This window comes from Occallatibacter sp. FHG110214_02 (genome assembly GCF_059115385.1).
On the sequence record NZ_JBZYWK010000029.1, the window covers coordinates 1 to 17,673 of the forward strand.

Annotated in this window: 18 protein-coding genes; 12 read left to right on the forward strand and 6 right to left on the reverse strand. The window is 57.3% G+C overall.

Annotated elements, in window-relative coordinates:
• The first annotated feature begins 643 nt into the window (after nucleotides 1-643).
• The 3 genes from AC5S3R_RS18495 (at nucleotide 644) to AC5S3R_RS18505 (ending at nucleotide 4,719) form a co-directional block, all read left to right on the forward strand.
• Nucleotides 644-976: a FeoA family protein gene (locus AC5S3R_RS18495; RefSeq protein ID WP_494268651.1), complete on the forward strand. Its 333-nt coding sequence runs from the start codon at nucleotides 644-646 to the stop codon at nucleotides 974-976.
• Entirely contained in the window at nucleotides 973-2,886 is a 1,914-nt protein-coding gene (gene feoB / locus AC5S3R_RS18500; RefSeq protein ID WP_494268652.1) for a ferrous iron transport protein B, read from the forward strand. The genes AC5S3R_RS18495 and feoB overlap by 4 nt, the downstream gene beginning before the upstream one ends.
• A gap of 231 nt (nucleotides 2,887-3,117) precedes the next feature.
• On the forward strand, nucleotides 3,118-4,719 hold the full coding sequence (locus AC5S3R_RS18505; RefSeq protein ID WP_494268653.1) for an ABC-F family ATP-binding cassette domain-containing protein: 1,602 nt from the start codon (nucleotides 3,118-3,120) through the stop codon (nucleotides 4,717-4,719).
• A gap of 56 nt (nucleotides 4,720-4,775) precedes the next feature.
• Here AC5S3R_RS18505 and AC5S3R_RS18510 read toward each other — a convergent pair whose 3' ends face one another.
• The gene (locus AC5S3R_RS18510; RefSeq protein ID WP_494268654.1) at nucleotides 4,776-5,705 is read right to left on the reverse strand and encodes a metallophosphoesterase family protein; all 930 of its coding nucleotides are present in this window, start codon (nucleotides 5,703-5,705) and stop codon (nucleotides 4,776-4,778) included.
• Nucleotides 5,706-5,976: 271 nt separating this feature from the next.
• Between AC5S3R_RS18510 and AC5S3R_RS18515 the strand changes: the two genes are divergently transcribed.
• Nucleotides 5,977-7,710: an amidase gene (locus tag AC5S3R_RS18515; protein ID WP_494268655.1), complete on the forward strand. Its 1,734-nt coding sequence runs from the start codon at nucleotides 5,977-5,979 to the stop codon at nucleotides 7,708-7,710.
• Between the two features lie 196 nt (nucleotides 7,711-7,906).
• On the opposite strand, the gene AC5S3R_RS18520 is transcribed toward AC5S3R_RS18515, so the two are convergent.
• Complete coding sequence (locus AC5S3R_RS18520) at nucleotides 7,907-8,503, reverse strand: hypothetical protein (RefSeq protein ID WP_494268656.1); 597 nt, start codon at nucleotides 8,501-8,503, stop codon at nucleotides 7,907-7,909.
• Between the two features lie 265 nt (nucleotides 8,504-8,768).
• Between AC5S3R_RS18520 and AC5S3R_RS18525 the strand changes: the two genes are divergently transcribed.
• Nucleotides 8,769-8,996, forward strand: coding sequence for a hypothetical protein (locus AC5S3R_RS18525; protein WP_026447189.1), 228 nt, complete (start codon nucleotides 8,769-8,771; stop codon nucleotides 8,994-8,996).
• 141 nt (nucleotides 8,997-9,137) lie between these two features.
• Here AC5S3R_RS18525 and AC5S3R_RS18530 read toward each other — a convergent pair whose 3' ends face one another.
• Entirely contained in the window at nucleotides 9,138-9,650 is a 513-nt protein-coding gene (locus tag AC5S3R_RS18530) for a PepSY domain-containing protein (protein WP_494268657.1), read from the reverse strand.
• A 180-nt stretch (nucleotides 9,651-9,830) separates the two neighbouring features.
• Between AC5S3R_RS18530 and ribB the strand changes: the two genes are divergently transcribed.
• The 6 genes from ribB (at nucleotide 9,831) to AC5S3R_RS18560 (ending at nucleotide 13,799) form a co-directional block, all read left to right on the forward strand.
• Complete coding sequence (gene ribB, locus AC5S3R_RS18535; protein WP_494268658.1) at nucleotides 9,831-11,048, forward strand: 3,4-dihydroxy-2-butanone-4-phosphate synthase; 1,218 nt, start codon at nucleotides 9,831-9,833, stop codon at nucleotides 11,046-11,048.
• Nucleotides 11,049-11,078: 30 nt separating this feature from the next.
• On the forward strand, nucleotides 11,079-11,303 hold the full coding sequence (locus AC5S3R_RS18540) for a hypothetical protein (protein WP_494268659.1): 225 nt from the start codon (nucleotides 11,079-11,081) through the stop codon (nucleotides 11,301-11,303).
• Nucleotides 11,272-11,544, forward strand: a complete 273-nt coding sequence (locus AC5S3R_RS18545; protein WP_494268660.1) for a cupin domain-containing protein — start codon at nucleotides 11,272-11,274, stop codon at nucleotides 11,542-11,544. The genes AC5S3R_RS18540 and AC5S3R_RS18545 overlap by 32 nt, the downstream gene beginning before the upstream one ends.
• Nucleotides 11,545-11,630: 86 nt before the next feature.
• A complete protein-coding gene (locus AC5S3R_RS18550; RefSeq protein ID WP_494268661.1) occupies nucleotides 11,631-11,906 on the forward strand; it encodes a hypothetical protein in 276 nt (91 codons plus the stop codon).
• Complete coding sequence (locus AC5S3R_RS18555; RefSeq protein WP_494268662.1) at nucleotides 11,906-13,093, forward strand: glutathionylspermidine synthase family protein; 1,188 nt, start codon at nucleotides 11,906-11,908, stop codon at nucleotides 13,091-13,093. Before AC5S3R_RS18550 ends, AC5S3R_RS18555 begins: the two co-directional genes overlap by 1 nt.
• A 52-nt stretch (nucleotides 13,094-13,145) precedes the next feature.
• Entirely contained in the window at nucleotides 13,146-13,799 is a 654-nt protein-coding gene (locus AC5S3R_RS18560; protein WP_494268663.1) for a hypothetical protein, read from the forward strand.
• A gap of 1 nt (nucleotide 13,800) precedes the next feature.
• On the opposite strand, the gene AC5S3R_RS18565 is transcribed toward AC5S3R_RS18560, so the two are convergent.
• Both AC5S3R_RS18565 and AC5S3R_RS18570 read right to left on the reverse strand, forming a co-directional pair.
• Complete coding sequence (locus AC5S3R_RS18565; protein WP_494268664.1) at nucleotides 13,801-14,385, reverse strand: TetR/AcrR family transcriptional regulator; 585 nt, start codon at nucleotides 14,383-14,385, stop codon at nucleotides 13,801-13,803.
• Nucleotides 14,386-14,490: 105 nt separating this feature from the next.
• Complete coding sequence (locus AC5S3R_RS18570) at nucleotides 14,491-15,288, reverse strand: SDR family NAD(P)-dependent oxidoreductase (RefSeq protein WP_494268665.1); 798 nt, start codon at nucleotides 15,286-15,288, stop codon at nucleotides 14,491-14,493.
• Nucleotides 15,289-15,515: 227 nt separating this feature from the next.
• Here AC5S3R_RS18570 and AC5S3R_RS18575 point away from each other — a divergent pair, with 227 nt between their 5' ends.
• The gene (locus AC5S3R_RS18575; protein WP_494268666.1) at nucleotides 15,516-16,337 is read left to right on the forward strand and encodes a hypothetical protein; all 822 of its coding nucleotides are present in this window, start codon (nucleotides 15,516-15,518) and stop codon (nucleotides 16,335-16,337) included.
• Between the two features lie 58 nt (nucleotides 16,338-16,395).
• Here AC5S3R_RS18575 and AC5S3R_RS18580 read toward each other — a convergent pair whose 3' ends face one another.
• Nucleotides 16,396-17,370: a deoxyhypusine synthase family protein gene (locus tag AC5S3R_RS18580; protein WP_494268667.1), complete on the reverse strand. Its 975-nt coding sequence runs from the start codon at nucleotides 17,368-17,370 to the stop codon at nucleotides 16,396-16,398.
• Nucleotides 17,371-17,673 lie beyond the last annotated feature (303 nt).

A 17,673-nucleotide genomic window follows, 5' to 3' on the forward strand; every position in this document is an offset into this window, starting at 1 on the left:
CCCCCCCCCCCCCCCCCCCCCCCCCCCCCCCCCCCCCCCCCCCAGGGCCCTTTTCGGAGATGCGAACGGCCCGATTCCTTTGGAATCGGGCCGTTTTTCTGCTTGATTCTTAGTGTGGCATAAAAGGGTTTAATTGAGCGCAAGAGTTATCCACAGATTTGGGATTTATTTTGCATTGCATGCAGCGGCTGCGCGTTTTGCGCGCCACGGGGATTTTGTGGCCCTCCCGGTGGTCGGGGTCGAGATGGGGGTGTGGCAGTGAAAAAGGCAACCGCAGATCCTTCACTCCGCCTACCCCAATGCGCTTCGCTCAGGATGACAACGCTTGATTTTGTGGGTGAACCAGAACAACGCTATTTTTTGTGGGGTGAGAGAGCTGGCTAACGGCTGTGTGATGGGCGACACGGAGGCAAGTGAGAGGGTTGGGGATACTGCGATTGATATGAGAAAAATTCGGAAGGTTTTCAGCGGCATTCCCGGCGGCGGAACTTCAGGCAGAGATCAGCACAAACACTACATTGTGGCACGATTGCGGCGGAGACACTGCTCACCCTACGTGCGGTCCTTGCAAGTGGGACTGAATGAGTCGTATACTAAATTGCGACTTTTCCGGTCGCAGTTGCGCGTTTCACGGGGTTGGCGGGTGAGTTTTCTGAGTGAGTTACAAGTCGGGGAACGCGGCGTTGTAGTGACGCTTGACCTGCCGGAATCCGTACAGAACCACCTGATGCACATGGGCTTTGTTCCGGATGCGATGGTGACGACACTGCGGCGGGCACCTGCGGGCGATCCTACGGTTTACCTTGTGGATGGGCTTGAGATTGCACTGCGGCGCGAGACGGCCAAGTCGATACGCGTAAAGGTTCCGCGGACACTGAGCCGGCAGCAGGAGCGCGAGTTGCTGGAAAGCGCGCGTCAGGCAGCGCAGCAAGAGTCTGACGATGTTGAGATGAAGCAGGTTGAAACCGTTCGATGAGTGCGTGTTGCGAAACTCCGGCCTTTGTCCCCCCTCCGCCAATGACTGGCGGCACGCTGCGAACGATTGCGTTGATTGGTCCGCCGAATGCGGGCAAGTCCACACTGTTTAACAAGCTGACGGGATTGCGCCAGAAGGTTGCGAATTATCCCGGCGTGACGGTGGAACAGCGCATGGGCGCGATGGCGGGCGTGGCACGGCCTGACCTTACGCTGATTGATTTGCCGGGGATTTATTCGCTTGCTCCCATCTCGGAAGACGCTCGCGTTGCGGTCGATGTCCTGAAAGGCAGGATGCTGGGCACGCCGAAGCCGGATGCGGTGCTGCTGGTGCTGGACGCGCAGCATTTGACGCGTCAACTGATGCTGGCTGCTCCGGTGCTTGCGCTTGGATTGCCGACGCTGGTGCTGCTGAACATGAGCGACCTTATGGAGGCTCGCGGCGGCGCGGTGGATGTGCTGAAGCTGGCGCGGGAGTTGGGCGCTCCGGTGGCGCAGATTTCTGCTACGCATGGAACAGGGCTGGAAGCGGTGCCGCTGTTTTTGAATCAGCGGGATAAGCCTGCGGAAGCGATTCAGAGGCCGTTGACGCTGCCGGTGCTGGGAAACCCGGCGAGCACGCATACGTGGGCTGCGCAGGTGAGTCGCAATACGGGGTATCGCGCGCCGCTTTCCGCAAAAAGCACGCAGAAGCTGGATAACATTCTGCTGCATCGCGTGTGGGGGCCGCTGCTGTTTTTGTTTGTGGTGGTCAGCGTGTTTGAGGTGGTGTTTGCGCTGGGGCAGCCACTGAGCGATGGTTTTCAGAATTTGCTGACGCAGCTAGGTGATCTGGCGCGGCCACTGCTGCCGGAGGGCTGGATTCAGTCGCTGATCCTGGATGGCGCGTGGAAGGGTATCGCTTCCGTGCTGGTGTTTTTGCCGCAGATTCTGCTGCTGTTTTTGTTTATCGGGATTCTTGAGGACTCGGGCTATTTGGCGCGTGCGGCGCTGATTGCGGACCGCGTGATGCGGGCGATTGGGTTGAATGGCAAGGCGTTTATTCCGCTGCTCTCGGGCTATGCGTGCGCGGTGCCAGCGATTATGTCCACGCGCACGATTGAAAATAAGCGCGACAGGTTTGCGACGATCCTGGTAACGCCGTTTATGACGTGCTCGGCGCGGCTGCCGGTTTATCTGCTGCTGATTGCGGCGTTTATTCCGAACAAGGGCGTGCTGTGGGGTTTCCTGAGCTTGCAGACGGTGACGATGCTGGGGCTTTACCTGGCGGGGTTTCTGGCGGCGCTGGCTACGGCGCGGCTGCTGAAAAGCTCGATTCTCAAATCAAGTGAGACGCCGTTCATTCTGGAACTGCCGCAGTACCGGATGCCTACGCTGAGAGCGCTGGGGATTCGGCTGGTGGACCGCTCGAAGATTTTCCTGTCGCAGGCGGGGCGTGTGATTTTGCTGGTGACACTGGGGATCTGGGTGCTTTCGCATCTGCCGGTGACGAAGGTACATGGCGTGCTGAATGCTCCGGAACTGGCTTCGAGCTTGATTGGCAAGCTGGGACATTTTATTGAGCCGGTGATTGCTCCGCTGGGATTTAACTGGAAGGTTGGGATTGGGATTCTGTCGAGCGTGCTGGCTCGCGAGGTGATGGTGAGCACGATGGGCACGCTGTATGGCGCGGACCCGGAGACGCAGTCGTTGAGTTTGCAGACGGCGATGCACAACGACATGCACCTGGGCGGCGCGCTGGCGCTGATGATCTTTTTTGCGTTTGCAATGCAGTGCACCTCTACGATGGCCGTGGTGAAGCGCGAGACGAATAGCTGGAAGTGGCCGGCGCTGCAATTTGCTTACATGCTGGTGCTGGCTTATGGGGCGGCGTTTGTTGTGAATCATGTGGTTACGGCGATTTGGGGCTAGGGACTGGCCGTCCAGGCAGCTGCTCTTCGCGTCATTTTTTGCTGGGATTCGAGCTGTGAGCCTCCCGCTAGTCGGCGCTGAGAAAATGACTAATCCTGTGAGAAAATAGAAGTGTTGAAGCTCTTTGTGCGCCTTTCGTTGCGTGCAATCTCGACCAATTTTTGAAATTGATTCGGCGCGGATAGCGGGCTTGCCTGCTGTGTGGGTTGCGCTACGGATGACAGGAATCGAATGATTAGCGTCAGCAATGTCACGATGCGTTATGGCTCGAAGGTGCTCTTCGAGGATGTCTCGGTGAGTTTTGTTCCGGGGCGGCGGTATGGCCTTACGGGGCCGAACGGCGCGGGCAAGTCCACGTTTATGAAAGTCCTGACGGGCGAGATTGAGCCGCAGAAGGGCACGGTGGTTCGTCCGCGGAAGCTGGGCGTGCTGCGGCAGGACCAGTTTGCGTTTGATAACTATCGCGTGCTGGATACGGTCATCATGGGTAATGCTCCGCTGTGGGCTGCGCTGGAAGAGCGCGACCGCATCTACGAGAAGCCGGAGATGACGGACGAGGACGGCATGCGGCTGGGCGAGCTTGAGGGCGTCATCGGCGACGAGGACGGCTATACGGCTGAGGCGGACGCGGCGGTGTTGCTGAAGGGTCTGGACATTGCCGATGAGCTGCACGAGCGCAAGATGGGCGAGTTGCAGGGCGGCCAAAAGGTTCGCGTGCTGCTGGCGCAGGCGCTGTTCGGGAATCCCGAAGCACTGATGCTGGACGAACCTACGAACTATCTCGATTTGGATTCGATTCACTGGCTGCAGGATTTCCTGGCGAAGTATGACGGCACGCTGATTACGATTTCCCACGACCGTCACTTTTTGAACAGCGTGACGACGCATACTGCGGATATTGATTACCAGACGATCATCACCTACACCGGCGGGTATGACGATATGGTGATTGCGAAGACGCAGGTGCGCTCCACGCTGGAGCAGCAGAATGCGCAACGCGAAAAGAAGATTGCGCAGTTGAATGAGTTTATTGCGCGGTTTGCAGCGGGTACGCGTTCGAGCCAGGTGACGAGCCGCCGCAAGGAAGTGGAACGGCTGCAGACGAATGATTTGGCGCGGTCGAATATTCAGCGCCCGTTTATCAAGTTTGACCAGATCAGGCCGAGCGGCAAGCATGTGCTGGAGTTCAAGGACATTCGCAAGTCGTATGGCGATGAGAAGGTTCTTGATGGCTTTACGGCGAATGTGCTGCGCGGCGAGAAGGTCTGCCTCATGGGCAAGAACGGCGCGGGCAAGACGACTCTGCTGAAGAGCCTGCTGGCGAATTATCCGGGCCTATCTGACTCTGAATTTACGCTCGACAACGGCACGATTTTCTGGGGGCACGAGGCGCAGGTTGGATACTTCCCGCAGGATGTGGGCTCGATGATTGAGCATGGCATGACGGTTGCCGAGTGGCTGCATCGCTGGGACCCCAAGGCCAGCGTGGAAGAGATTCGCGGAATTCTGGGGCAGATGCTTTTCAGCGGCGAAGAAGGCATGAAGCCGACCAAGGCGCTTTCCGGCGGCGAGGCGGCGCGGTTGCTCTTCTGCAAGCTGATTCTGACCAAGCCGAATATCCTGATTCTCGACGAGCCTACGAACCATCTTGATCTGGAATCCATCAATGCGCTCAACGTTGCGCTGCAGCGGTATGAAGGCACGGTTCTGTTGGTTACGCATGACCACGATTTGATTGATGAAGTGGCGACGCGGTTATGGATCTTCAAGGGAGATCATGAGCTTGAGGATTACGCCGGGCCTTACCAGGAATGGAAAGGCAAGCACAACTAAATCAAAAGGGCGAGCGGAATGCTCGCCCTTTTGATTTTTGTACCACGCACGCTTACTTAAGTGTTTTGCGGGTCGATACTCTTGAATCCATAAGTTTCGTAGCGCGTGGTTAGCTTGCCGCCTTTTACTTCCGCTACGGTGAAGCCTTCCGGTGTGCCCATGCGCGTGCCGTGCCACCAGTTGCCGCTGACGGCTCCGCTGGTGATGTACGGAACGCCGTGCCAGAGGACTTTCTCATTGATATGCGTGTGGCCTTGCAGAACGCCAAGAACGTTGTGGCCTTCAAAGAGCGCAATCACTTCGCTGGAATTGGCAACGGACATGCCGTGATGCTTCGGCGGTTCCGCGGGTACAGGCACATAGGAATCAAAGGCCGTGACGAGCGGGATGTGCACGGAGACGATGACGGGCGCGGCAGTGGGAAGAGCTTTGAGGTCGGCGGCCAGCCACTTGAGCTGTGCGGCATCCACGCGGCCCTCATAGGCACGGTCTTCGGTGAAGCCGATGGTGTCGAGCACGATAAAGTGCACGCCTTTGTGGTCGAAGGAATAATACGTCTTGCCGAAGCGCCCTTCGTACATCTTCTTGCCATAGAGCGGATCGGCTGCGGTAGCTCCGCTGGCGGGATAGACGCCAAAGCAATCGTGGTTGCCGATGGTGTGATGAATCTTCATGCCGAGGTCCTGCTCGGTCTTCCCGTAGAGATCGAAGAGGCTTGAGGCGCGGTCCTTGCTCACTGCGAGCGAATCGAAGACATGGTCTCCGCCCTGGATCACGAAGTCGCTCTTGAGATCGCGCGCTTTCTTGAATGCCATATCGCAGCCGGCGGCAGCGTTCAGCTCGGGCTGCAGGTGTGTGTCTGTGATGAAGAGGAAGGTGAAATCTTCCGGCGCGGATGCTGCGGCTGCGGGAACGGACGGTGCAATGGCCGCCAGTCCAGCGGCTCCGGCAAGCGAGAGAAATTCTCTGCGGTTCACGGGGCTCATATCTCCACAATGAACCGTTTTGAAGAAGGCAATATCAAATTTTTCTGAATTCTGCGGGGTGAAGCGGAAGAGTTACGGGGAGCCCATGCAGTGCTGCAACGGGCAAGAGCATACCTCAGGGATTTATCCCCGTGCATTCTTTATCGACTTTGATTGCCGGGGATAAATCCCCGGCCTGCCTGTCATGCCATGATGCAAAGCAGATTCACGTGCTCCACTACCAACGCGAAAAGTATGCTTGCAAGATGGAAACAGCGTGCGATGATGGCTCATGCCGCGCACACTTCCTGCCCTTCTTCTCTATGCGAGCCTTGCACTGGCTCCTGCTTCGTTTGCCGCTCAGCCTGGCGTTCATACTCAATCCGAGATTGATCACGACCTGATGGAAGTATCCGTTACGCAACTGGAGAGCTACTACGCTACGCATAAGTACACGGTGACGCAGGTTATGCAGTGGCATCTTGCACGGATTCATCGCTACAACGGCATCTACCGCGCCGTGGAAACGGTGATGGAGAAAGAAGCACTGGCTCGCGCTGCGGAGTTGGATGCAGAGCCTGCTGGCGCAAAACATGGGCCGCTTTGGGGCGTACCGATTGTGATTAAGGCCAACACGTCGATTGACGGCCAGGTAACGACGGATGGATGGGCTGGCTACACGATGCCGGGGCATGAGCTGATTGCGCCGAAAGATGCGCCGGTTGTTGCGAGGCTACGCGCAGCGGGTGCGGTGATTATTGGCCACACCAACATGCCAGATTTTGCAGCCAGCGATACGAACCGTTCCAGCAGCTTTGGCCGGACGGGCAATGCTTACGATGTACGGTTTTCTCCAGGAGGCTCATCCGGCGGAACGGTGACAGCGGTTACGTCAAATTTTGCCATACTGGGAAATGGCACGGATACCGGAAATTCGATTCGCATGCCTGCGGCAACTTCGGCGGTGATTGGCGTCTTTCCGACGCGAGGGCTTGTGCCCATCTCCGGCATTGCTCCGCTGGACTGGCTACTGGACAACACCGGACCGATTGCGCGCAACGTGACCGATGCGGCGATTGCGTTGACGGTGATGGCGGGCGAGGATTCAACCGGCACACCAAGGCCGGATTCGCTGGATGCGCGGACGGCTGAGGCTCCTGAGAAGGCTCAGCGCGGGCCGTATACGCAATACCTCAAGGCAGGCTCGCTGAAGGGCAAGCGGTTTGGAGTTCCTGCGTTCATTCTCAAGGGTACGGACGTGCCGTTTGAAGGCATTGCCTCCGTTGTGCCGGATGAGCAGGCCGAAGCCACGGAACGCAAGGGAGACTTGCCGCTGGACCCGCGGACGAAGGCGACATTTTTGAAGTCGATTGAGGCGCTGCGCGCGGCCGGTGCAGAGATTGTCTTTGACGACCGGATTCTGCCGGATAGCTTTCCCCGCACGGCTAGCCGCGTGGGAACGCTTCCTTATGTCGGCGAGGGCACGGACACGTTTCTGCGGGAGTTTGGACCTGCAGGGGGATATCACTCGGCGGCGGAGTACGAGCAGGCCACGGGGAAGAAGATTCCGCAGGTGGTGACGGGGTATACCGGGGAGGCGGACCGGCGTGGGTTGCCGATCCAGGCGCAATCGAAGATTGAGAACGATGCGCGGGCGGAGGCGAATGTTTTTGGGCCTCGGGCGAAGGCGATGGCGCAGTTTGAGGAGACGCTTGAGCAGTTCCACCTGGATGGGTATGTATATCCGGCGACGCAGATTCCTCCGCCGGATGAGACGATGCCGCAGGGTGGGGAGATTAGCGGCGGGCCGCACTCGGAAACTAGCTGGGTGAATATTCTTGGGGTGCCTGCGGTGGTGGTTGTGGGTGGGTGGTATCCGGGCGGGCTGCCGTTTGGGCTGGAGATTTCCACGCGGCGGTGGCATGACGGGGATTTGCTGGGGTGGGCTTATGACTATGAGTTGCATACGCATTACCGGCATCCTCCGGTGCTGGTGGAGCAGGGGTTGTTGCCGGGAGCGCCTTGAAAAGCAGAGTACAGAGGGGATGGGGTACAGGGTTTTTAGATAAACGGCTGAAGCTATAAAGAACAAAAACTGTAAAAAGCTGTATATATCCCAGGTCTCCAAAAGAAGGAGACCTGGGGCACCCGAAGTTTGTCGGAGTGCATCCGATGCTGTTCCCTGTTCCCTGTTCCCTGTTCCCTGTTCCCTGTTCCCTGCTTTACTGCACGTTCAGGTCGCCGTCTACGTCGAGCACCAAGTTGTCGCCTTCTATCTGGACGGAGTGGATTTTCAAGCGTTGCAAGGTTAGCTTGTAGCCGGTAGAGGCGGTTGAGCCGACCAAGGCTTTGCGGAGTACATCGGCGGCGTTGACGGTCATGCTGGAGGGGATTTTGTGGCTCAGGAAGGGCGAGAGCAGGAAGTTCAGCTCGCGCTGGTCGCTGATTCGCTCCACGCGGGCGTCGCGGAAGCCTATGGTTTCGCCTTCGCCGTTGGGGGCCATGGAGACCTCCGAGGTTGGCGAAAGAGAGATACCGAAGCAGGCGCCGTGGACCGTGGTTCCGATGCCGGCGTGGGTTTTGACCTGAACGATAATGCGATCTGTGGAGAAGGTTACCTTGGGGTCGGAGGCGTAAACCGAGCAGCCAGCGCTGGGGCCTCCCTTGAGGTAGTAACGCCCGTTGGGACCGCCAAAAAGCTGCGCCTGGAGGGTGCGTTCCAGTGCGGAGCGGCTGACCTTGAGCTGGACGGCGCCGGCGGGCAAAACGAGGCAAAAAGTGGTGCAAGCAAGCAGCAGGGCTGATCGAAACAGACTCATAGGAATGATGGTGCCATTATCCACAGGGCACGCGCTAGTGCCATGCGCTTAACTTCTCCGGCAAGATATTGATAATAAATGCTTTACAAAGTAATTCAACGGGCTAAAATTAGCCACCGGGCTACCATATCCGGTGCAGTTTTCTCTTGATTTTTGAATAAAAAATCCCTAAAATGGAAAACATAAGCGTTGTTGTTTCACCGGATATGCTTCCACCCCTGCAAGCATCCGTCTGAAAAATCCTACCCAGTTAAGGAAACCCATCATGGCAAAGCGTCGTGGAAATCCGAATTGGGGCAAGCCGGAGCCCATCGGGCCCGTTGTGCCTACTGTTACCTCTTTTGAACAAATTGTGAAGGAATTCAAGCTCACCCCGGACCAGTACATCCGTTCGACCCGTCTCCGCGAGTGGGCCCGCCGCAACAAGAATTCCAAGTACATCCCTGAGGCTCTTTTGGAAGCCTGGGGCTTTGAGATCGAATCGACGTTGTAGGCAAGTTTCAGCTTCGTATGACAAAAGCGCCGCTCAATGCGGCGCTTTTTGCTGTTTATGAAAGCACTTGCGATTGTGATCCCGCCCTTTTCGCAAACTGCGTGAAAAAGCCAAGGCATCCGGCGCTTTTCCTTCTTGCTGCTAGAACGGCAGGAGCAGGAGCGGGATGACGATACCCGCGAGGAGCAAGGCCGTGATGACAATACGGTTGCGGGTGTAACGGTACGACATATAAACGCCCGTGAGCGTGGAGAGAAAGAGGCCGACAGAGACGATCACGAAGAAGATCTTCATGGGCAGGTGCGATTTCGGCCTGGAAGCTGGCGCGGGCGTCGACGGAACGTTACTCTGCGGGGCGGACGCTGCCGCGCTGTCCGTGTGGTGATGGTCACCGCCATGATCTCCACCAGTGGACGCCGTGGAGTCCGGCCGGGGCTTCCGCACGGGGATTTCGGTGGTCTGCTTTTTGTGCAACTGCGCGAGGGTGACAAGCCATGCCGGGGGCTTGTAGCTGCTACCGAACGAGGTTTCGTGCAAATTGATGCTTTGCAGAGCTCCTGTGAAGGCAAAAAACAGGAGCGCCGGGGCGATGAAGACTCCCAGGTAGAGGTGCAACAGGCGCACAAGGCGCAGAAAGGCGTGGGATTGGGACATGGCTTGTCTGTATTCCTCGTACTGTGGCTAATGGAACGGCGCTGCGGATGGAGACGCAAATAATCCAGACTTGAACACGGAAGAGAATCCCGCATCACGGCCTGTTGGGTTGCTCATTTTGAGAGAATGATACTATCGGTTGGCTTGAAGAAGCCTTAAGATCTCCCTAAGAAAGACGCTATGCCCGAACGAACAATGACGCCGCCTTTTGTGGATGTACCCGCCGCGCTGGATGAGATTCGCGCGGGACGGATGGTTGTGGTTGTGGACGATGAGGACCGCGAAAACGAGGGCGACCTGACGGTTGCCGCCGAGTTTGCTACTCCTGAGGCCATCAACTTTATGGCGAAGTTTGGGCGCGGGCTGATTTGCCTGACTCTGACCGAGGAACGCGCCGACTTTCTGCGGCTGTTTCCGATGACGCAGCACAATTCCTCGCGGTTTGGAACGGCGTTTACGGAGACAATCGAGGCCCGGGAGGGCGTGACGACCGGGATTTCCGCGGCGGACCGCTCGCATACGATTCTGACGGCGATTGGCGAGAAATCTACGGCGGCGGATTTGGCGCGGCCTGGGCATATCTTTCCGCTTCGGGCACGGCGCGGCGGCGTGCTGGTGCGCGCGGGGCAGACGGAGGCCTCCGTTGACCTGGCGCGGATGGCGGGGCTGAACCCTTCGGGCGTTATCTGCGAAATTATGCGCGATGACGGCGAGATGGCACGGATTCCCGACCTGATTCCCTTTTGCGAAGAGCACGGGCTGAAGATTCTGACGGTTGCGGAGCTGATTCGCTACCGGCTGCAGAATGAACGCTATATTGTGCGCGCTGGCGAGACGACGGTGCAGACGAAGCTTGGCGAGTTCCGCATGATTGCCTACCAGAGCGAGGTCAATGGCGGCGAGAGCCACGTGGCGCTGATTCGTGGAGATGTGGTGTGCAGCGATGCGAGCAAGCCTGTGCTCGTTCGCGTGCATACGCGCTGTACGGCTGGCGATATCTTTGGCGCGGACTGCCGCTGCCGCGAGACCCTGGATGAATCCTTGCGGATGATTGCAGCGGAAGGCTGCGGTGCACTGATTTATCTGCACAACACGGCGCAGGGTTTTGAGATTGAGCACACACCTGCCGAGGCCGGCGCCACCGCGGGCGTGACGCATGACGCGGGACGCATTGTGCTCCACAAGGAACTGCGGGCACGCGAAGGAGCGCAGGACAGGTCTGGTCGGATTGTTCGCGCGATTGGGCTTGGTGGGCAGATCCTTACAGATCTTGGCATTCATCGCATTCGGCTGCTTTCCAATACGCCGATGCACATTCCGGCACTGGAAGGCTTTGGGCTGGAAATTGTGGAGCAGGTGGGGATTCCGCTGGAAGAGTGCGTCAAGGCTGGGGATTAGGACAGGCTCGCTGTAGAAGATGGGTGGCTGATGAAGAGGCTGATTGCGTTCTCCGCGCTCGCTGTTGGGCTAATGCCGCTTGTGTATAGCCAGTCGCTCAAAGTAGACCACTACACTCCCAGCGAGATTATTGCGAAATCTCATGAGCTTGAGCCCAGGGCGCAGGGGCCCGAGGGCGTTGCCAACACCACGCTGAAGGAGTATCCGAACCATCACACGATGGTTGTACTCCGTCATAAAGATGGAGCTGCATGAGGAATTCGCGGACATCTTTTATGTTGTGCAGGGCAAGGCCACGCTCCTTACCGGAGGCAGTATTACCGGCGCTAAGACCGTCGAGACGGGAGAGGTGAGAGGTTTGGCCGTTACAGACGGCGAGCGAACAGAGCTTGCTATGGGCGATGTGGTTCACATTCCCGCAGGGCTGGCGCATCAACTGCTTCTCGGCAAGACCAAGACCTTTGCCTATCTTGTGATTAAAGTAGAAGAGAAGTAATTACCGTTTGCTGTTCTTGGTGGCAAAGGCAGACGGAACCAGCCGCAGGATAATTGCGTAGCTATACCGGACAAAACGAGACTCCCATGCGCCGCTCACGCGAAGTTCAACTCACTCTTCTTGCTTCCCTCGCCTTTTCCCTCACAGCCTGCAAAGACGCTCCGCAGCATTGCGTGGATGCGCAGAACCATCTGCTGCCAGATGCCTACTGCCGCTCGGGCGGTGGCTATGCCGGTGCACACATTATTTACGGCGGCTCAAGCGGAGGGCGCATTGGCGATACCGTGGTGGGCGCGAGTGTTTCGCGCGGAGGCTTTGGTGGTGTTGGCGGGCATGGTGGCGGAGAAGGCGGAGGCGAGTAATGCGGCGTCTGACGGTTACTCCGCGCCATGATTGGCAGAAGCGTGTGGAGCGCGTGGGGCTTACGTATCACACGCTGGATGACGGCTCACCCTATTGGGATGAGACGGCGTACTGGGAGTTCAGCTCCGCGGAGATTGACAGGCTTGAGGCTGCTACGGCGGAGATTCAGCGGCTGGCGCTGGCTGCCGGTGAGGTGATTCTGCAACAGAACCGGCTGGCGCAGATGGGAATTCCCGCCGAGGCGGCGGATGCGATTCGCGCGGCGTGGAATGGCGAGCCTCCGGCGCTCTATGGGCGGCTGGACCTTGCTTATGATGGAAAGTCCATCAAGCTGCTGGAGTACAACGCGGATACGCCGACGGGGCTGGTGGAAGCGGCAATTGCGCAATGGTATTGGCTGCAGGATTGCTTTCCCGATGCAGACCAGTTCAACTCGCTGCATGAAAGGCTGATTGCGAAGTGGAAGGACCTGAAGGCCTACCTCACAAGCCCTGTCTACTTTGCCGATGCGGGCACTCTCGAAGACCGCATGACGACAGGCTACCTGGAAGACACGGCGCACCAGGCCGGTTTGCACACGCGGCATATTGCCATGCGCGAGATTGGCTGGGATGCGCGCAGGCAGGATTTTGTTGACTTCGATAACCGGCGCATCGGCACGCTCTTCAAGCTCTATCCGTGGGAGTGGATGCTGAAGGAACCGTTTGGCGCGAATGCGCTGACGACTCTGCCGCCTGCTTCGGCGCTTTCGGAGTATGGTCCGCGGGAGGACCGGCGCTCGTGGGGCTCGATGCTTTGGATTGAGCCGATATGGAAGATGATGTGGTCGAACAAGGCTCTGCTTGCGATTTTGTGGGAGCTGAATCCGGGGCATGAGCTGCTGTTGCCTGCTTATTTGGATGGCCCGCATGCGATGCGCAGTTATGTGCGCAAGCCGCTGATGGGGCGCGAAGGCAACGGCATTGCCTATGTACGCGATGGCGAGACGGTGGAAGGCTCACTGAGTGGCAATGCTTCCGAAGGGTACGTATATCAAGCCCTGGCGCCGATGGCTGCGGCTGCGGGGAAGACGGCGGTGTTTGGCTCGTGGCTGATTGATGGCGAGCCTGTGGGCATGGGTGTGCGCGAATCGTCCGGGTTGGTGACGAATAATACAAGCAGCTTTGTTCCGCATCTGTTTCGTTAGGGAGAATAGCGTGAAGGAAATCAGCAGGCGCAGTTTTGGATTCGGGCTTGGAATGGCGGCGGTATCTGCGATAACCGCAAGTGAAGCAGCAGAAGCTCAACTGGTATGGGCAAAGAAGGATTGGAACGAGGCGGAGTTTAACAAACTGCTGACAGACCAGCATGGCGATATGCGGCAGGTGTTTGATGTTACTGATGCGCATACGTTAGGCGTTGTGAAGAATGCGTTGAATGGGCTTGAAATTGGATTTGGGATTAAGCCCTCGCGCTTTCGGACGGTTGCAGGCTTGCATGGCACGGCTAATTTCGCGCTGCTGGATGATGCGATGTGGACGAAGTACCGGCTTGGCGAGTTTGCAAAAATAACTGCCCCGGAGACGAGCATGCCTGCCACTCGCAATCCATTTGCAAAGAGCAGTTTTTCTCCGTGGGCGCTGAGCGGCGACCCGAGCGATTTGAGCACAGCATGGCATGATGCCAGTGTGGAAGGCTTGCAGCATCGCGGCGTGAAGTTTTTCGGCTGCCATACGGCACTGGAATTTCAGGCACGCGAGCTGGTGAAGGCGCAGAAACTATCCGACGAGCCGGAAACAATCGTGCGCGAGATGCTCGGGCACCTGCTACCGGGAACAATGCTGGTGGCCTCGATGGCTTCCGCATTGATACTGCTGCAAAATCATGCGAGATACGCGTACCTGAAGCTATGAATCACTTTGCCAGCAGCACTTCAAACGTGTAGTGCGCAAAGGTATGCAATGGGTCGTCGCTCTTGTCGGCTACGGAGCGCAGCAGTGCGCCCTCCCAGTTATTTAACAGAAAGGCTGCCAGCGAATCCGGGTCGGTGCTCTTGCGCAGTTCTTTCTGCGTGACGGCTTCTCGCAGCACATCGGCTAACGCTTGTTGCCAGTGTGCAAATGCGCCGCTTAACAGCTTTCGCAGCGGTGTGCTCTGTCCGGAAACTTCCAGTGTGAGGTTACCGATGGGGCAGCCGAGGGCCATTCCCTTCTGACCGAAGACGCGAATTACCTCATCAAAATAACGGCGCAGGCGCTTCAGAGGAGAGTATCGGGTATCCTTGAGAATTTTCTCCCAGCGGAGAACTTCACGAGTACCGTAGCGGCCAATCACAGCAGCGACAAAATCTTCCTTGCTGCCGAAGTGGTGATAAAAAGAGCCCTTGGGAACGCCGGCAGCCGCGAGAATTTCGTTCAGGCCGGTGGCTGCGTAGCCATTGCGGTGAATCAGTTCCACTCCTACGTCGAGAAGATGTTCGCGTGTGGATTTTTGCTCCATGATGGTTGCGGCTTGCAGCTCCTTTCCTGAGATTGTATCGAGTTAGACCGGACGGTTTAGCACTGTTGCGATTCTGAACCGTCCGGTCTACTTTATTGAGACGGATTACGCCTGCACTGCGTAACGCTCTGCAGGAAATTTGCGCGAGAGATTGGGTCCGAGTGCCTTGCGGGCAGTCTCGTACTTTTCCCAATCGGCAGCATCTGGCAGCGCGGGAATTGTGATTATCTCGCCATGATCAAGTCCTGCGAGAGAGGCATCCACCATATCTTCCGCGGACATAACGATCTCATTCGGCAGGTGCTCGACGGGCATCCCGGCCTTTTCCCATAGTGGAGTTGCGGTGGCTCCGGGGAGTACAGCTTGCACGCGGATTCCCTTCTCTGCGACCTCGTTTGCGAGGGACTGGGTGAAGTTGATGACGTAGGCCTTGGTGCCGCTATAGGTGCCGTTTAACAACTCCGGCGCGAGCGAAACGACGGAGCCGATGTTGATGATGAGGCCGTTGGCACGAGCGAGGAAGCCGGGCAGTGCCGCGAGTGTGAGGTGCGTGAGCGCCGTGACGTTGAGGTAAATCATGGATTCGAGTGCGGAGGGATCCGACTCGGCCAGTTTGCTGACGGCTGCGATGCCTGCATTATTGACTAGCGCGGTGATGGTTGCGTCTGTGCGGAGGCGGCTGGAGACCAGCTCCACGCCTGCTTTCGCACCGAGGTCGGCTTGCAGGGTTTCTACGCTGCGACCGGTCTCCGACTTGATGCGGGCGGCTACTTCGTCGAGTTTCTGCTGACTGCGGGCAACGATGATAAGGTCGTAGCCGCGCTTTGCGAGGCGGTCGGCGTAAACTGCGCCAATTCCTGTGGATGCTCCGGTAACGAGGGCTTTGCCTTTCGATGCGGACATTGAGGTGAATCTCCTTTTCAGTGGGGCACTGGCCCTCACGCATTTTCTTAGAGTAGACCAGTCGGTCTACAGATTCAGAAAAACAATTTTTATATACGAGCACTGGTGCCCTGGAAGGATTTCATCGGGGGAGATATTTGATTTGCAGACGCACAGCTATCATTTATTAATGAGACACACAAGAAAAGCCGTAGACAACCTTAAGGGTAAGGAATAAGACTGCGGCTATGCTGCGTCGCGCTTCGATCTTGCTCCTAGCCCTCACTTCGCTGCCTGCATGGACTCAGCAGGCTCCCACTGCATCCGCAACTGCGGCCAAACCTGCTGATGTTGTACGGCTGACCAAGGCGGTTGCCGAGAGCTACTATCACCCCGATGATCTTGGCGGAATGGATTGCACTGTTGCGCTGGATTGGGCCGCATTTCTCAGTCAATTGAAGGTGGATACGACGGCTGACAAGGCAAAAGCTGCTGTCCAGCAGATGCAGGGAATGAAGCTGCATTCGCACGCTCCTCGAGGAAAAGTTCCCGAACTTAAGTTTGATTGGAATGGCGTGGATTTCCCGGGGAAAGACCAGATGGAATCCGGATTGACGCAGACGATCAATGGCTTCTATCAGTTCTACTGGGCCACCTTTAGCATGACCAGCCTCACGCCAGAAGAGATTACCAAGGTTGAGCCGCTTGCAGATGGAGGCTCGAATATCCATGCCGGAGATAGCAATTCAAAAATCGAAATTCGCGTAAATCCTGAAAATGTTCCGACGCATTACGCATTTGATGTCCCTGCTGCCAATGGCTTCTTTGATGTCTCTTATGTGGCGTCAGAAGAACCGAAGCCGGGTGATATGCGCCGTATCTCGGAGGTAAAAGTTACCGAGCACGTGGGCGCAAACACAGTCAACGCGAATGTGAAACTCGATTATCAGAAAGTGGATGGGTACTTTATTCCAGATCACGTTGTCTTCGAGATTCCCGGTGCATATTCCATGCCGCTTGAATTTACGTCTTGCACGGTGTCGAAGATTGTTCCGGCAGCGGCAGAATAACAGACGGGCAGCATCGCAATGCGATGCTGCCCGTTGTTTGCTACTCCCTATTCGCTTTTTACCAGTTGAGAACGTAGGCGAAAACCAGCGGGGCGACGATGGTGGCGTCGGACTCGATGATGAAGCTAGGGGTGTTTACGCCTAGCTTGCCCCAAGTGATCTTCTCGTTGGGCACAGCGCCGGAGTAGCTGCCGTAGCTGGTGGTGGAGTCGCTGATCTGGCAGAAGTAGCCCCAGAGCGGCACATCTTCGCGCTGCAGGTCCTGATGAAGCATGGGGACTACGCAGATGGGGAAGTCGCCCGCGATGCCACCGGCAATCTGGAAGAAACCAAGCGAGTGTTCCTTGGTCAGTTCGGTGTACCAGTTGGCCAGTTCCATCATGTACTCGATGCCGGTGCGGACGGTGTGGACCTTCTTCACGTCGCCGCTGATGCAGTGGCCGGCAAACATGTTGCCGAGGGTAGAGTCTTCCCAGCCGGGGACGAACATGGGGAGGTTCTTTTCAGCGGCGGCGAGGAGCCAGCTATTCTTCGGGTCAATCTGGTAGCTACCCTTGAGCGCGTCCGAGAGCAGAATCTTGTACATGAACTGATGCGGGAAGTAGCGCTCGCCGGCCTGGTCGGCCTTGACCCATTCGCCTAGAACAACCTTCTCGATGCGGCGCATGGCTTCCATCTCGGGGATGCAGGTGTCGGTGACGCGGTTCATGTGGCGTTCCAGCAGGGCCTGTTCGTCGGCGGGGGTCAGGTCGCGGTAGCGGGGCACGCGCTCGTAGAAGTCGTGCGCAACCAGGTTGAAGACGTCTTCTTCAAGATTGGCGCCTGTGCAACAGATGCCGTGAATCTTGTCCTGACGGATCATTTCGGCGAGGGAGAGGCCAAGCTCGGCGGTAGACATGGCGCCGGCGATGGTCACAAACATCTTTCCGCCCTTTTCGAGGTGATCGACGTAGCCCTGCGCTGCGTCAATGAGCGCAGCGGCGTTGAAGTGGCGATAGTGATGCTTGATGAACTCTTTAATTGGCGCGGACATGGCTGTGCGTGGCTCCTCTGAATGAGTTTGAAGAATTGTTCACCGAGTCTGCCTTGATTCTGCGTCGCGGAAGGCGGAAAGAATCTTGCGCCCAAAGGGCGCAGGCCGGGAGAACTTCCTTCGTTAAATTATCACATTTGAAAGCAACAATTTGATGAATTGGGAAGAACAGGGGGGCAGGGTACGGGTGTAGGGGACAGGGTTATAGATAAAAGGTAAAAAGCTATACAAAGATAAGAGCTGTAGATATTTCACATGGCGCGCGAAAGCTACGCATGAGTGAGGCACCCGACGTAGCGGTCA

Excerpts from the sequence above, each read along its gene's own strand:
- AC5S3R_RS18580 (WP_494268667.1), bottom strand. The coding sequence starts at position 17,370 with ATGTCCGCGCCAATTAAAGAGTTCATCAAGCATCACTATCGCCACTTC.
- AC5S3R_RS18525 (WP_026447189.1), top strand. The coding sequence starts at position 8,769 with ATGGCAAAGCGTCGTGGAAATCCGAATTGGGGCAAGCCGGAGCCCATC.
- ribB (WP_494268658.1), top strand. The coding sequence starts at position 9,831 with ATGCCCGAACGAACAATGACGCCGCCTTTTGTGGATGTACCCGCCGCG.
- AC5S3R_RS18520 (WP_494268656.1), bottom strand. The coding sequence starts at position 8,503 with ATGAGTCTGTTTCGATCAGCCCTGCTGCTTGCTTGCACCACTTTTTGC.
- AC5S3R_RS18540 (WP_494268659.1), top strand. The coding sequence starts at position 11,079 with ATGAAGAGGCTGATTGCGTTCTCCGCGCTCGCTGTTGGGCTAATGCCG.
- AC5S3R_RS18550 (WP_494268661.1), top strand. The coding sequence starts at position 11,631 with ATGCGCCGCTCACGCGAAGTTCAACTCACTCTTCTTGCTTCCCTCGCC.
- AC5S3R_RS18570 (WP_494268665.1), bottom strand. The coding sequence starts at position 15,288 with ATGTCCGCATCGAAAGGCAAAGCCCTCGTTACCGGAGCATCCACAGGA.
- AC5S3R_RS18560 (WP_494268663.1), top strand. The coding sequence starts at position 13,146 with ATGGCGGCGGTATCTGCGATAACCGCAAGTGAAGCAGCAGAAGCTCAA.
- AC5S3R_RS18555 (WP_494268662.1), top strand. The coding sequence starts at position 11,906 with ATGCGGCGTCTGACGGTTACTCCGCGCCATGATTGGCAGAAGCGTGTG.
- AC5S3R_RS18575 (WP_494268666.1), top strand. The coding sequence starts at position 15,516 with ATGCTGCGTCGCGCTTCGATCTTGCTCCTAGCCCTCACTTCGCTGCCT.
- AC5S3R_RS18505 (WP_494268653.1), top strand. The coding sequence starts at position 3,118 with ATGATTAGCGTCAGCAATGTCACGATGCGTTATGGCTCGAAGGTGCTC.
- AC5S3R_RS18515 (WP_494268655.1), top strand. The coding sequence starts at position 5,977 with ATGCCGCGCACACTTCCTGCCCTTCTTCTCTATGCGAGCCTTGCACTG.
- feoB (WP_494268652.1), top strand. The coding sequence starts at position 973 with ATGAGTGCGTGTTGCGAAACTCCGGCCTTTGTCCCCCCTCCGCCAATG.
- AC5S3R_RS18565 (WP_494268664.1), bottom strand. The coding sequence starts at position 14,385 with ATGGAGCAAAAATCCACACGCGAACATCTTCTCGACGTAGGAGTGGAA.
- AC5S3R_RS18510 (WP_494268654.1), bottom strand. The coding sequence starts at position 5,705 with ATGAGCCCCGTGAACCGCAGAGAATTTCTCTCGCTTGCCGGAGCCGCT.
- AC5S3R_RS18530 (WP_494268657.1), bottom strand. The coding sequence starts at position 9,650 with ATGTCCCAATCCCACGCCTTTCTGCGCCTTGTGCGCCTGTTGCACCTC.